The sequence below is a fragment of the Achromobacter xylosoxidans genome (assembly GCF_002192695.1).
Lineage (GTDB): Bacteria > Pseudomonadota > Gammaproteobacteria > Burkholderiales > Burkholderiaceae_B > Achromobacter > Achromobacter xylosoxidans_C.
In genome coordinates, this window is sequence record NZ_MTLG01000109.1 from 23,979 (window position 1) to 36,750 (window position 12,772).

The 12,772-nt window shown below is 68.5% G+C and carries 11 protein-coding genes; 4 read left to right on the forward strand and 7 right to left on the reverse strand.

From position 1 onward, the window contains the following. Positions 1–6: 6 nt before the first annotated feature. From BRO63_RS25585 to BRO63_RS25600, 4 genes are all read right to left on the reverse strand, one after another. Positions 7–1,173: an acetyl-CoA acetyltransferase gene (locus tag BRO63_RS25585; protein ID WP_088142481.1), complete on the reverse strand. Its 1,167-nt coding sequence runs from the start codon at positions 1,171–1,173 to the stop codon at positions 7–9. Beyond that, positions 1,170–1,544 carry a Zn-ribbon domain-containing OB-fold protein gene (locus BRO63_RS25590; RefSeq protein ID WP_088142482.1) on the reverse strand — a complete coding sequence of 125 codons (375 nt, stop codon included), beginning with the start codon at positions 1,542–1,544 and terminating at the stop codon, positions 1,170–1,172. Before BRO63_RS25590 ends, BRO63_RS25585 begins: the two co-directional genes overlap by 4 nt. Next, the gene (locus BRO63_RS25595) at positions 1,537–2,499 is read right to left on the reverse strand and encodes a tripartite tricarboxylate transporter substrate binding protein (protein WP_088142483.1); all 963 of its coding nucleotides are present in this window, start codon (positions 2,497–2,499) and stop codon (positions 1,537–1,539) included. The genes BRO63_RS25590 and BRO63_RS25595 overlap by 8 nt, the downstream gene beginning before the upstream one ends. A gap of 152 nt (positions 2,500–2,651) precedes the next feature. Further along, positions 2,652–3,584 carry a LysR family transcriptional regulator gene (locus BRO63_RS25600; protein ID WP_088142484.1) on the reverse strand — a complete coding sequence of 311 codons (933 nt, stop codon included), beginning with the start codon at positions 3,582–3,584 and terminating at the stop codon, positions 2,652–2,654. Between the two features lie 150 nt (positions 3,585–3,734). On the opposite strand from BRO63_RS25600, the gene BRO63_RS25605 reads away from it, so the two are divergent. The 4 genes from BRO63_RS25605 to BRO63_RS25620 all read left to right on the forward strand — a co-directional run bounded on the left by BRO63_RS25605 (position 3,735) and on the right by BRO63_RS25620 (position 7,723). Then, on the forward strand, positions 3,735–4,529 hold the full coding sequence (locus BRO63_RS25605) for an enoyl-CoA hydratase (RefSeq protein WP_088142485.1): 795 nt from the start codon (positions 3,735–3,737) through the stop codon (positions 4,527–4,529). Further along, positions 4,529–5,665, forward strand: a complete 1,137-nt coding sequence (locus tag BRO63_RS25610; protein ID WP_088142486.1) for a CaiB/BaiF CoA transferase family protein — start codon at positions 4,529–4,531, stop codon at positions 5,663–5,665. Before BRO63_RS25605 ends, BRO63_RS25610 begins: the two co-directional genes overlap by 1 nt. Positions 5,666–5,704: 39 nt before the next feature. Then, the gene (locus tag BRO63_RS25615) at positions 5,705–6,616 is read left to right on the forward strand and encodes a LysR family transcriptional regulator (protein ID WP_088142487.1); all 912 of its coding nucleotides are present in this window, start codon (positions 5,705–5,707) and stop codon (positions 6,614–6,616) included. A 114-nt stretch (positions 6,617–6,730) separates the two neighbouring features. Further along, a complete protein-coding gene (locus BRO63_RS25620) occupies positions 6,731–7,723 on the forward strand; it encodes a Bug family tripartite tricarboxylate transporter substrate binding protein (RefSeq protein WP_088142488.1) in 993 nt (330 codons plus the stop codon). A gap of 574 nt (positions 7,724–8,297) precedes the next feature. On the opposite strand, the gene BRO63_RS25625 is transcribed toward BRO63_RS25620, so the two are convergent. The 3 genes from BRO63_RS25625 to BRO63_RS25635 are packed head-to-tail and all read right to left on the reverse strand — an operon-like array spanning position 8,298 to position 12,762. Beyond that, positions 8,298–9,479, reverse strand: coding sequence for an acetyl-CoA C-acyltransferase (locus BRO63_RS25625; protein ID WP_088142489.1), 1,182 nt, complete (start codon positions 9,477–9,479; stop codon positions 8,298–8,300). A 14-nt stretch (positions 9,480–9,493) separates the two neighbouring features. Then, positions 9,494–11,602: a 3-hydroxyacyl-CoA dehydrogenase NAD-binding domain-containing protein gene (locus tag BRO63_RS25630; RefSeq protein WP_088142490.1), complete on the reverse strand. Its 2,109-nt coding sequence runs from the start codon at positions 11,600–11,602 to the stop codon at positions 9,494–9,496. A 29-nt stretch (positions 11,603–11,631) separates the two neighbouring features. Further along, entirely contained in the window at positions 11,632–12,762 is a 1,131-nt protein-coding gene (locus tag BRO63_RS25635) for an acyl-CoA dehydrogenase family protein (protein WP_088142491.1), read from the reverse strand. Positions 12,763–12,772 lie beyond the last annotated feature (10 nt).

Here is a 12,772-nt window from a genome sequence, read left to right on the forward strand (position 1 = left end):
TCTCCTTCAATCCATCCAATTGGTCAGCACGGTCGTGGCCTGGGCGCTCAGCACCCCGCCATTGCCGTGCACCAGCGCCGTGCGCGCCTGTTTCACCTGCCGTTCGCCGCATTCGCCGCGCAACTGGCGCACCGCTTCCACCAGGCCGAACATGCTGTACATGCCGGGGTGGACGCAGGACAATCCGCCGCCGTTGGTGTTCACCGGCAGTTCGCCGCCGGGAGCGATGCGCCCGCCCGACACGAAGGCGCCGCCTTCCCCTTTGGCGCAGAACCCCATGTCTTCCAGGAACAGGATGGGGTTGATGGTGAAGGCGTCGTAGAGCTGCACCAGGTCGATGTCGGCCAGCGCCACGCCGGCCCGCTCGCGCGCCAGATCGGCGCTCTGTCCCGCCACGGTGCGCGTCAGGTCGGCCATGCAGGCGATCTGGCGATGTGAATGCGCCATGGCCGTGCCCTGCACGTACACGGGCCGGGCGGCGTCGGCGCGGTCTGCGGCGGTGACCACGATGGCGCCTGCGCCGTCGGTCACCAGGCAGCAGTCGCGCGCGGTCAGCGGCGAGGAGATCACGCGCGCGGCCAGCACGTCGTCGATCGAGAGCGGTTCGCGCTTGTAGGCTTCCGGGTTCAGCCGCGCCCAGGCGCGGGCGGCCACTGCCACCTCGGCCAGTTGCTCGCGGGTGGTGCCGTACTCATGCATGTGGCGGCGCGTCGCCAGCGCGTAGCTGGTCGGCGGATTGAAGGGCTGGAACGGTTCCTCGTAGGGAAACGGATCCAGCCGCGCGCGGGCGCCGGAGGTCGCCGAGACGCCGTTGCCGCCGCGCGGAGTGGCGCCGTAGGCGATCACGACGTTGCGGCACAGGCCCGCCTGGATCGCCGCCGCGGCGACCAGCAGGTGGCCGACGAATGAGGCGCCGCCGATCTGGGTGCTGTCCATGAAGCGCGGGTACAGGCCCAGGTATTCGGAGAGCTTGTTCAGCCACATCGATGAGGACAGGCTGGCGCTCATCAGGCCGTCGATGTCCTCCATGCGCAGGCCGGCGTCGTGCACGGCGGCGTGCACCGCCAGCGAGGTGATCTCCAGGTCGTTCAGGCCGCCTGCGTCGCCGATGCCGGCCGTGGCGCAGCCGGTGATGGCGATGGCGCCGCGCAGGTTCTTGTTCCAGTCCGTCATGGGGCTTCCTTTTCGAACACCACGCGGGCGCGTTGCGGGTCGGGCCGGGCCGTCAGCCGCATGCCGATGCGCAGCTCGTCTTCGTCCAGCAGCGTGGACATCATGCGGAAGCCCTCGTCCATGTCGGCCAGGATCACATTGCGCGCGGGGGCCTGCGGCGTGGCCGGGATTTCGGAATAGGAATAGAGCGTGGCGCCGGCGCGCATGGGCCGCCAGGCGTATTCCTGCGAACGGCAGTGGGTGCAGTGCGTGCGCGGGAAGAAGAACGAAAGCCCGCAGCTGCGGCACACCTGGACCTCCAGGCGTCCCGCGCGCAGCGCCTCGGAAAAATAGGCTTCCGGCGACAGCGAGCCGATGCGGACCTCACTCATCCTTGACTCCGGCCTGGGAGATGACGGCCTGCCATTTGTCCATCTCGTCGCTGACGAACTTCTGGTATTGCGCCAGGTCCAGGTCGCCGGGCTCGGAGCCGGTCGAGCGGATGTAGTCCTGCGTGGCTGGTTGCATCACCGACTTGCGGATCTCGCTGTTCAGCGTCTGCACAATGTCGGCGGGCGTGCCGGCCGGCGCGTAGACGCCCACCCAGGTGCTGAGGTCGAAGCCCTTGTAGCCCAGCTCGTTGAGGGTGGGCACATCCGGGTAGCGCGGCTGGCGCTGCGCCGAGGCGATGGCCAGGGGCACGATCTTGCCGGACTGCAGATAGGCGTTGGCGGTCACGGACTCGGCCATGCCGAAGGGCACCTGGCCCGACACCAGATCGGTCATGGCCGGGCCCGCGCCACGGTAGGACACGTGCATCAGCGGCAGGCCGCTCTGCGCGCGCAGCAGTTCGCCCACGATGTGGGGCGCGCCGCCGGCGCCGGCCGTGCCGTAGGGCACCGAGGCCTGCTTTTGCGCATAGGCCTTGAAGTCGGCGAAAGTCTTGATGCCCTGGTTGGCGTTGACCAGCAGGAAGTTGGGGCTGACGGCCAGCAGCGCCACGGGAGCGAAGTCCTTGCGGGCGTTGTAGGGCAGCTTCTTCATTGCTGGGTTGATCACGTGGCTGGTCGCGCCCACCAGGATGGTGTAGCCGTCCGGCTTCTGCCGCGACACGTACTCGGTGGCAATCTGGCCGGTTGCGCCCGGCTTGTTCTCGACCACGAAGGGCTTGCCCAGGCGGGTCTGCAGATCGGCTGCGATGCGGCGCGTCAGGATGTCGGTCATGCCGCCCGGGGCATAGGCCACCACCAGGGTCACGGGCTTGGCCGGATAGGTGTCGGCGGCGGCGATGGCGGGAAGGGCGGCCAGCAGCGTCAGCAGCTGCTTCAGGCCAGGCTTGAGTTTCATGTCGTAGGTCTCCTCGTCCTGCGGGCTGGTTTGCCCTGCTTGGTTATGGCGTCGAGGTGACCTTGCGGATGGCGCGTAGGGCGGGGGCCTCGACGCGTCAATGATGGAAGCGGTTCATCATGCAAACAATTGATTAATTGTCATGAAGGCATTCAAGAAAGAGATGAATTGCCGGCCGCGGCGGGCTGTCCCTGTTCAGCGAGATGGGCCTCGAAGGCGGCGAGAAACGCGGCTGCGGCGCGCGACAGCCGGTAGTCGGCGCGGCGCAGGACGGACAGCTCGTGCAAGGCCTGGGGCCGGCCGGCGATACATAGCGCCTTCAAACCCATTTCCTGGCAGACATGGCGCACGTAGCCGGGCATGACCGTGATGCCCATGCCGCCGCGGATCATGGCGAAGGCGGTGGTCAGGCTGCCGGTCTGCGCCACGCTGCGCACCGTCAGCCCCTGGTCCTGCAGGATCTGGTCCATCTTGCGGCGCACGGTATAGGTGCCGCGCAGCAGGATGTGCGGGTAGCGCGCCAGTTCGCGCCAACGCGCTTCTTCGTGCTGTGCCAGGGGGTGGCCGGCGGGCACCACCGCATACATGGGACCGCGGTAGACGACGCGGCAGTCCAGCCGGGGATCCTGGCTTTCCAGGGCCACCAGGCCGATGTCGGCCTTGCCGTGCAGGACATGCTCGGTGGCTTCGTCGCCGGTGAGTTCATGCAGGTCGAAGACGATGTTGGGATGCCGCGCGTGGAATTGCGCCACCACTGGCGCGATTAGCGTGTGCATCATGATGGGCGAGGCCGCGATGGAGACCTCGCCGCGTTCCAGCCCGGCCAGGCTGCTCAGGCTGCGTTCGGCCGCGCGCAGCGAACCGAAGGTTTCCTGCGCATAGGCATACAGCTCGGGCGCGCCCTCCAGCAGTTCGACGCCGCGCGCGGAGCGCTCGAACAGCGCCATGCCTATCGCCTTCTCCAGTTCGGAGCAGAGCTTGCTGACGGTGGACTGCGTCAGGTTGAGCGCCTCGGCGGCGCGGGTGAAGTTCTTCAGCTCGTACACGGCGCAGAAGGCCCGGAGCTGGCGCAGCGTGATACCCATGGTGCGACTCCCGCAAGAGGCGGCTATCGTACCCAAGCCGTCCGGTTTGTGGGATTTATTCCATTTCAGACTTATTTCATGAAAATTACTCGTTTGTTGTGATCAAACCTCACCCTTAGCATCGGTGGCATAACCCTAGCTGGAGTTTCCATGACTGCGCCTATTCCCGCCTTTACCCATGCCCTCGTGACCCGCGACGAGCGCGGCGTCTACACCCTGCAGATCCACGATGCCAAGAGCCTGAACATCCTGGCCTCGGCGGTCACCCTGAGCCTGACCGACGCCGCCCGCTGGATCGCGGCGCAGGACGATGCCCGCGCGGTGGTCATCCGCGGCACGGGCGAGCGCGCCTTCGTGGGCGGCGCCAACATCTATGAAATGGCCGAACTCGATCCGCAAGGCGCGCGCGAGTTCATCACGCGGCTGCGCGACCTGTGCGATGCGGTGGCGGCGATTCCGGTGCCCACCATCGCCCGCATTCCGGGCTTCTGCCTGGGCGCTGGGATGGAGCTGGCCGCGGCTTGCGACATTCGATTGGGATCGGCGGACTCGGTCTTCGGCATGCCCGAGGTGCGCGTGGGCATCCCGTCCGTGATCCATGCCGTGCTGCTGCCGGCCATCATCGGCCCCGGCCCCACCAACTGGCTGCTGCTGACTGGCGAGACCGTGGACGCGGCGCAGGCCCGGCAGTGGGGCTTCCTGGAATTCGTCTGCGAAACCGGCGCGCTCGACGCGCTGGTCGAACGCACCGTGTCGCCCATCGCCGAAAGCGGCCCGATCGCCGTGCGTTCGCAGAAGGCCCTGTTGCGCTACTGGAGCGAGTCCACGGTAGAAGCCGGCCTGGACCGCAGCGTGGCGGCGTTCGGCGAGGCCTTCACCACCGACGAGCCGCGCCGCTACATGGCCCCCTTCGTCAATCGCAAGAAGCAGCAGGAGGCCAAGTAATGGCCGGCCCGCTCGCGGGCGTGCGCATCGTTGACATGACCTCGGTGGCCATGGGGCCGTATGGCACGCAGATCCTGGCCGACATGGGGGCCGAGGTGATCAAGGTCGAGGCGCCCGAGGGCGATGTGTTCCGGGCCTCGGCCCCGGCGATGAGTCCGGGCATGGGGCCGGCCTACTTGAACCTCAACCGCAACAAGTACAGCGTGACGCTGGACGCGAAGACGGCGGCGGACCGCGACAGCCTGCTGCGCCTGATCGATGGCGCGGACGTGTTCGTGTCCAACGTGCGTCCGGCCGCCCTGGCTCGCCTGGGCTTGGACGCGGCCACGCTGCGCGCGCGCAACGCCCGGCTGATCCATTGTTCGGCCGTGGGTTTTGGCCAGGACGGCCCTTACGCGGCGCGTCCGGCCTTCGACGACATCATCCAGGCGATGAGCGGCTTGGCCGACCTGCAAGGCCGCAACAGCGGCGCACCCGCCTACGTGAACACCATTCTTGCCGACAAGGTGGCGGGGCTGACGCTGGCCTACGCCATTCCCATGGCGCTGTACGAACGCGAGCGTTCGGGGCAGGGGCAGGAGATCGAAGTTCCCATGTTCGAAACCCTGGTCTCCTTCACGCTGGTCGAACACATGAGCGGCCACAGCTTCGTGCCGCCGCAGGGGCCGATGGGTTACAGCCGGGTGCTGTCGCCGCAGCGGCGTCCCTACCGCACGCGCGACGGTTACCTGGCGCTTCTGCCTTACACCGACGCGCAGTGGCGGCGCTTCTTCGCCCTGGCCGAACGCGCCGACCTGGCGGCGGACGCGCGCTATGTCGACGTGGCCTCGCGCGCGCGGCATTTCGACGAGCTCTATCAGGACCTGGCGGACATCGTCGCATTGCGCGGCACCGGGGAATGGCTGGCGCTGCTGGCGGACGCGGACATTCCGCATTCACGCGTGAACACGCCGGAAGCCCTGTTCGAGGATCCGCACCTGAAGGCGACGGGATTCTTCCAGCGCCTGGAGCATCCGACCGAGGGGCCGCTGATGGCGGCCGGCATCCCGGTGCGTTTTTCACGCACGCCGGGCGACATCAGGCGCCAGGCGCCGCGCCAGGACGCCGATCGCGATATGCTCAAGCCTGCGCGCTGAGGCCGGCATGGCCGGCGGCGCCAGGCGGCGACTTCGACCATGAACATCACTCTCAAGCAATTGCGCGTGTTTTGCGCGCTTTACGAACTGCGCAGTTTCACTGCGGCCGCGCGGGCAGCCTTCGTGACCCAATCGGCCGTCAGCAAGCTTTGCGCCGAACTCGAGGCCGAGGTCGGCCAGCCGCTGTTCGAGCGCTCCACCCGCAGCGTCACGCCCTGCGACGGCGCGGCCGATTTCTATGCCTACGCGCAGGAAATCCTGGGCACGGTGCGCGCGGCCGAGCGCAGCATGTCGGGCCTGCGCACGCTGGAACGCGGCACCGTGGGCGTGGCCACTTCGCCGCTGATGATGGTCGGCCTGCTGGGCGAGGTGGTGGCGGACTATCACCGCGCCCACCCCAGCGTGAAGCTGGACCTGTTCGAGCTGTCCACCGACGACACCATCGAGCACGTGCGCAACGGCCGCGCCGACTTCGGCGTCGTATCGGTCGAAACCCCTTCGGAGGAACTGGCCACGCGGGTCATCTACCGCGACACCATGTACGCGGTGTGCGCGCCGCGCCATGCGCTGACGCGCAAGCGCTCGGTCTCGTGGGCCGACGTGGCCGCCCACGACCACATCATGCTGCGCAACGTGTACAGCGTGCGGCGCAGCCTGGACCGCGTGGCGGCCGATCTGAACCTGGAATTCCGCTACCGCATCGAGGCCGGCATGCTGACCTCGGCGTTGAAGCTGGTAGGCGCGGGGCTGGGGATAACCGTGGTGCCCGGCTATGCCTGCGACCTGGCGCGGCAACTGGGCTTGCGCATCCTGGCCATCGACGGCGCGCGCAAGCACGGGCACGAGCTCTGGCTCATCCAGCGCCGCAACGCAAGGCTGTCGCTGGCGGCTTCGGCCTTCCTGCAGGCGACCGAGGAATATCTGCGGCAGCGCCAAGCGCAGGAGAATTAATCCCGGTTTGGAATAAGTCTATGAAAATTAGTCCCTTGTTGGGATAAGCGGGTCGCAAGCATCATACGGTCAGAGTTCAAGAGGCCGACCCGCGGCCCCTCACAGGAGACAAGCATGATCCGACCGTTCGGCGTCCGCCGCCGCCTGCTGGCCGCCGGCAGCCTCACCGTCCTGACCGCGCTGGCTGGCGCGCTGCCGTCCACGTCGCTGGCGCAGGGCGTCTATCCCGACAAGCCCATCACCATCGTCGTGCCGTTCTCGCCGGGCAGCGCCACCGACACCAGCGCGCGCATCATTGCCGAGAAGCTCGGCCCGCGCCTGAACGTGCCCGTCGTCATCGAGAACAAGCCCGGCGCGTCCGGCACCATCGGCGCCTCGTTCGTCGCGCGCGCCCAGCCCGACGGTTACACGCTGATCCTCACCAGCAGCTCGACGCACTCGGCCACGCCGGCGCTGTTCCGCAAGCTGCCGTTCGATCCCACCGGCGACTTCACCCATGTCGTACGCATCGCCACCATCCCGATGATGCTGGTGGTGCGCGAGGACGCGCCGTACAAGTCGCTGCAGGAACTGGTCAAGGCTACGCAGGCCAAGCCCCTGAATTACGCCTACGGCTCGCCCACCAGCCAGATCGCCGGCGCCACTTTCAACACCGTGGCGGGCGCGGCCGCCAACGGCGTGCCCTACAAGAGCCAGCCGCCGGCCGTGACCGACCTGCTGGGCGGCCATGTCGATTACCTGTTCGCCGACCTGTCCGTGGTCACCTCCTTCATGCAGGCCGGCAAGCTGCGCGGCCTGGCCTACACCGGCCATGAACGCGCCAAGGAGTTTCCCGGCGTGCCGACCTTGGCGGAACTGGGCTACCAGAAGTTCGACCTGGTCGTGTGGGTCGGCGTGGCCGTGCCGGCCAAGACGCCCGACGCCATCGTTCAGAAGCTGAACCAGGAAGTCGCAGCCATCCTGCGCGAACCGGATGTGCTGCAGCGCTTCGAATCCCTGGGCATGCAGGTCTCGCCCAACACCGTGGCCGAACACCAGGCCTTCGCGCAGTCGCAGCGCCAGGTCTGGACCCAGCGCGCGATCGACGCGAAGATCGAACCGCAGTAGGCGGCAAGGGCGTCGGCGGACGCCCTTTTTTTGTTTTTTTTGTGGTTGTTCCTGCGGTTCGTGCTTCGTAGGTCGCCCATCGGCGCGGGCGGCGTGGCGGCGAGCGCCCACGATTGCGGTCCGGAGCCTTCGCTCCGGACTTCCCCATCCTCATCCTCGTCCTCGCCTTCGGCGACTCCTTCGGATTCCGTCGGGCGCATCGAGGTTGCTCGCCGCCACGCCGCCCGCGCCGACGGGCTACGTGTGTCTTGGGTCGTCGCGCTGCTGGAGCCGTGGTCAGGGGCGAGTTTTGGGCTGCCCGTGTTATTCGGCCGCGCGGGCGGCCGAATAACACATACATGATTTTGTTGATTGCTACTGTGTTCGCTGGTGCGAATGCGGCGATGGGTTTTCTGATGGCATCACCGTCTACCCTCAAAAGCTGAAGGCCATCAGCAAATCGCTCACCGCGTCCGCGCCGACGTGCGGCCGACGAAGCGACACAGCCTTCGCCTGCAAACCCGCAAACCTACGAAGGAGTTTTTTTGCCGTGCGGCGCGGAGCGGAGCGGTTCCAACCCCGCGCCTTTGAGCGCTCAGAAGATCTCGAATAGCCCCGCCGCGCCCATGCCGCCGCCCACGCACATGGTGACGACCGCGTACTTGGCGCCGCGGCGCTTGCCTTCCAGCAGCACATGGCCGGTCAGGCGCGCGCCGGTCACGCCGAAGGGATGGCCCACCGCGATGGAGCCGCCGTTGACGTTAAGCCGCTCCATTGGAATGCCCAGGCGGCGCTGGCAGTACAGCGCCTGCGATGCGAATGCTTCGTTCAGCTCCCACAGATCGATGTCCTCGACCTTGAGACCGTGGCGCTCCAGCAGCCGGGGCACCGCGTAGACCGGGCCTATCCCCATTTCATCGGGGGCGCAACCGGCCACGGCCAGGCCGCGGAAGGCGCCCAGCGGTTCGAGGTTGGCGCGTTCGGCGTCGCGGGCATCCATCAGGACGCAGGCCGAGGCGCCGTCGGCCAGTTGCGAGGCGTTGCCCGCGGTCACGTAGCGGTCCGGGCCCATGACCGGCGTCAGGCCGGCCAGGCCGTCGGCGGTGGTGGATGGGCGGTTGCAGTTGTCGGCGCTGACGGTGACGTCTTCGCGGCGGATGGCGCCAGTCGCCTTGTCGGTGACTTCCATGGTCGCGCGCACGGAGATGATCTCGTCCGCATAGCGGCCCTCGCGCTGCGCCGCGGCGGTGAGCTGCTGGCTGCGCAAGGCAAACGCATCCTGGTCTTCGCGGCTGATTCCGTAGCGCTGCGCCACGATGTCGGCGGTGGCGATCATGGGCAGGTAGAGCTGGGGGATCTGGTCCTGCAGCCAGTTGTCGATGCCGCTGACACCGTCGTCGCGGGTGCGCAGCAGCGAGCAGCTTTCCACGCCGCCGGCCACGACCGGACCGGACTGGCCCATGACGACGCGCGCCGCCGCGTCGGCGATGGCCTGCAGGCCGGAGGCGCAGAAGCGGTTGACGGTGGCGCCCGCGACGCTTTGCGGCAGGCCGGCGCGCAGCGCCGCCTGGCGGGCCACGTTGCGGCCGGTGGTGCCTTCCGGATAGCCGCAACCCAGGACCACGTCCTCGATGCGCTGCGGGTCCACGCCTGCGCGCTCGACCGCGGCCTGGATGGCGTAGGAGGCCAGGGTCGGCCCCTGGGTGATGTTGAACTCGCCGCGCTTGGACTTGGTGAGCGGGGTGCGCGCTGTGGCGACGATGACGGCTTCTCGCATGATGCAGCGATTCCTTATTTGGGTTGATTCAGCTTGCCGAAGGTTGCGCCTTCGCGCGCCAGGCGCCGCAGCAGCGTCGCCGGGGCCCAGAACGCGGCGTCCTCCTTGGCATAGGATTCGATGTCGGCCAGGACGGCCGCCAGGCCGACGTCGTCGGCGTACTTCATGGGGCCGCCGCGCCAGCGCGGAAAGCCGTAGCCGTTGACCAGCGCGGCGTCGATGTCCGCGGGACGCAGCGCGATGCCGTCGTCCAGCACCTTGGCGGCTTCGTTGATCAGCGCGGCCATGTAGCGCCGCACGATATCCTCGTCGCTGAACGCGCGGGCCGCGATGCCGCGCGCGGCGCGTTCCTCGTCTATTAGCGCCAGCACGTCGGCGTCGGGTGCGCCGCGCTGGCCGCGTTCGGGATAGAGGTAATAACCCCGGCCGGTCTTCTGGCCGAACCAGCCGCGTTCGCACAAGCGGTCCGCCACGCGCACGTAGCGCGCTTCGGGCGGACGGGTGGCCGCCTTGCGCTTGCGGGTCGCCCAGCCGATGTCGCCGCCGGTCAGGTCGGCGGTGCGGAACGGGCCCATGGCGTAACCGAAGCGCTCCAGCGCCTGGTCGATCTGGTAGGGCGAGGCTCCGTCCTCCATCATGTGGTTGGCGGCCTCGCGGTACACGTAGAGAATGCGGTTGCCGATGAAGCCGTCGCAGACGCCCGCGCGCACCGGCACTTTGCCCAGACGCCGCGCCAGCGCGAAGCCCGTCGCCACCACGTCGTCGGCGACCTGCTCAGGCACCACGATCTCCAGCAGCTTCATGATGTTGGCGGGCGAGAAGAAATGCAGCCCGATCACGTCCTGCGGACGCGAGACGCTGCGCGCGATCTGGTCGATGTCCAGGTACGAAGTGTTGGTCGCCAGGATGGCGCCGGGCTTGCAGACCCGGTCCAGCTGCGCGAAAACTTGCGTCTTCACGTCCATGTCCTCGAAAACCGCCTCCACCACCAGGTCGGCGGCGGACAGCGCCGCATAGTCGGTTGCCGCGCTCAGGCGCGACAGACGTCGCTCGCGCGTGGCCGCGTCCAGCCTGCCGGAGTTGATTTGCCGTTGGTAGACGCCATCGATCCGTTCCCGGCCAGACTGCAACGCGGCTGCGTCGCGTTCGATAAGCACCACGTCCAGTCCTGCATCCAGCATGGCCACGGCGATGCCGGCGCCCATGGTGCCGCCGCCGATGACGCCGGCGCGCTGAACCGGGCGCGGCCGGACTTGGCCCGCCGGCGACTTTCCCGCCTGCCGTTCGGCGAAGAAGGCATGCGCCAGGCCCTTGTGCTCGGCGCTGGCCACGCATTGCAGAAATGCCTCGCGCTCGAACTTCAGGCCATCTTCCAGCGGCTGTTCCAGCGCGGCCTGCAGGCAGTCCAGCAGCAGGCGCTGGGCCGGCAGGGAATGGGGCTTGGCAGCCAGGCGCTGGCGCTGCGCCGCGACGGCGGCCAGACCTGCCTGCACTTCGGCGGCGGAGGACGTGTCGCGGCGCGAGATGGGATTCCCCGCGCACAGCGCCCGGGCCTTGCGCACGGCGCAGTCCAGCAGGCCGGCCTCATCGCAAACCTCGTCCAGCAAGCCCAGCGCCAGCGCGGCATTGCCGTCCACGCCGCGGCCTTCCAGGATCAGGGGCAGGGCGTGCGCCGCGCCGATCAGGCGGGGCAGGCGCTGCGTGCCGCCGCCGCCGGGCAACAGCCCGAGCTTGACCTCGGGCAGGCCGAGTCTGGCGTTGGCGGTGCCGACGCGGGCATGCGCCGCCAGCGCCAGTTCCAGGCCTCCGCCCAGCGCCACGCCTTGCAGGGCCGCGACTACCGGTTTGCCGCTGGCCGCGATGAGATTGGCGACGTCTCCGGCCCAGGGCGCCTGCCTGGGCTGGTCGAATTCGCGGATGTCGGCGCCCGCGCTGAAATTGCCTTGCGCGCCATGCAGCACGATGGCCCGCACCGACGCGTCCTCGGCGGCGGCTTGCAGGGCGTCGTGCAACTGTTGGCGCAGCGGGTGATCCAGTGTGTTCAGAGGCGGGTGGTTCAGGCCCAGCAGCAGGACGCCGTCCTGTTTCGTGGCCTGGATACGGTCTTGTGCAATGGTTGCCATGGCGGGGTCCGGATGAGTAAGGGCGGAGGTCAGGCGGCGGCTGCGGCCAGGTTATCGGACAGCAGGGCCAGATGGTCGTCCTGCGAACCGAAGGCGGCGTCGCAACACAGCAGCTTGCGGTAGTAGTGGCCGATGGGGTACTCATAGGCCATGCCCATGCCGCCGTGCACCTGGATGGCCTGGCCGCCCACGTGGCGCGCGCTGCGGCCTACGGTCAGCTTGGCCAGGCTGAGATCGCGGCGTGCCTCGGCGTCGCCCGCGGCGGCTTCGTCCGCGCGCAGCGCGGCCAGCAGGGTCATGGAACGGGCGCGTTCGGCCGCGATCAGCATGTCCACGTAGCGGTGCTGCAAGACTTGCAGCGCGGCCAGCGGCTTGCCGAACTGGCTGCGCTCGTGCAGATATTCGCGGCAGATCTCCAGCGAACGTTCCATGGCGCCCAACGCCGCCGCGCAGCTTGCCGCGAGGCCCCGGTAGACAGCCCGCAACAGCAGGGTTTCGGCTTGCCGGCCGCTGGCCAGGCAGGCGGCGGCCGGCGTGTCCTGGAACACCAGGTCGGCGCTACGGGTGCCGTCGGCCAGTGGAGCGCCCGAGCGGGTCAGGCCGTCTGCGCCGCCCTGCACCAGCAGCAGCGCCAGGCCGGCTTCGCCGCGTGCCGTCACGACCAGCCAGTCGGCTTGCGCGCCGTTGTCGACCAGTGTTTTGCGGCCGCGGACGCGCCAGGTTTCGCCATCGCGTTCGGCGCGGGTGTCGGCGTGCAGCGGCGCGAAGCCGCGGTCGCTTTCGGTCCAGGCCAGCGCCAGGCTGGCCTGGCCGCCGATAGCGGCCTGCAGCGCCTGCGCCGCCGGCGAGCCCGCGGCTGCACCGGCCAGCAAGGGCGCGGCCAGCACCGCGCTGGCCAATAGCGGCTCGGTGCAGAGCGCAGCGCCCGCGCCTTCCATCAGCAGCATGGTTTCCTGCGGTCCCAGGCCCAGGCCGCCGTCGTCCTGCGGCACGGTCAGCCCCAGCCAACCCAGCTCGCCCATGGCTTGCCAGGCCGCGCGGTCGGTGCTTTCGGGCTTGGCCAGCCGTTCCAGATGGCGGTCGAAGCCGTAAGCGGTCGAAAAGTAATCGAACACGCTGGCGCGGATCATCTCTTGTTCTTCGGAGAGGTTCAGGTTCATGGCGTGTCCT

Coding starts and splice junctions, on each gene's coding strand:
- BRO63_RS25585 (WP_088142481.1), bottom strand. CDS start 1,173: ATGACGGACTGGAACAAGAACCTGCGCGGCGCCATCGCCATCACCGGC.
- BRO63_RS25590 (WP_088142482.1), bottom strand. CDS start 1,544: ATGAGTGAGGTCCGCATCGGCTCGCTGTCGCCGGAAGCCTATTTTTCC.
- BRO63_RS25595 (WP_088142483.1), bottom strand. CDS start 2,499: ATGAAACTCAAGCCTGGCCTGAAGCAGCTGCTGACGCTGCTGGCCGCC.
- BRO63_RS25600 (WP_088142484.1), bottom strand. CDS start 3,584: ATGGGTATCACGCTGCGCCAGCTCCGGGCCTTCTGCGCCGTGTACGAG.
- BRO63_RS25605 (WP_088142485.1), top strand. CDS start 3,735: ATGACTGCGCCTATTCCCGCCTTTACCCATGCCCTCGTGACCCGCGAC.
- BRO63_RS25610 (WP_088142486.1), top strand. CDS start 4,529: ATGGCCGGCCCGCTCGCGGGCGTGCGCATCGTTGACATGACCTCGGTG.
- BRO63_RS25615 (WP_088142487.1), top strand. CDS start 5,705: ATGAACATCACTCTCAAGCAATTGCGCGTGTTTTGCGCGCTTTACGAA.
- BRO63_RS25620 (WP_088142488.1), top strand. CDS start 6,731: ATGATCCGACCGTTCGGCGTCCGCCGCCGCCTGCTGGCCGCCGGCAGC.
- BRO63_RS25625 (WP_088142489.1), bottom strand. CDS start 9,479: ATGCGAGAAGCCGTCATCGTCGCCACAGCGCGCACCCCGCTCACCAAG.
- BRO63_RS25630 (WP_088142490.1), bottom strand. CDS start 11,602: ATGGCAACCATTGCACAAGACCGTATCCAGGCCACGAAACAGGACGGC.
- BRO63_RS25635 (WP_088142491.1), bottom strand. CDS start 12,762: ATGAACCTGAACCTCTCCGAAGAACAAGAGATGATCCGCGCCAGCGTG.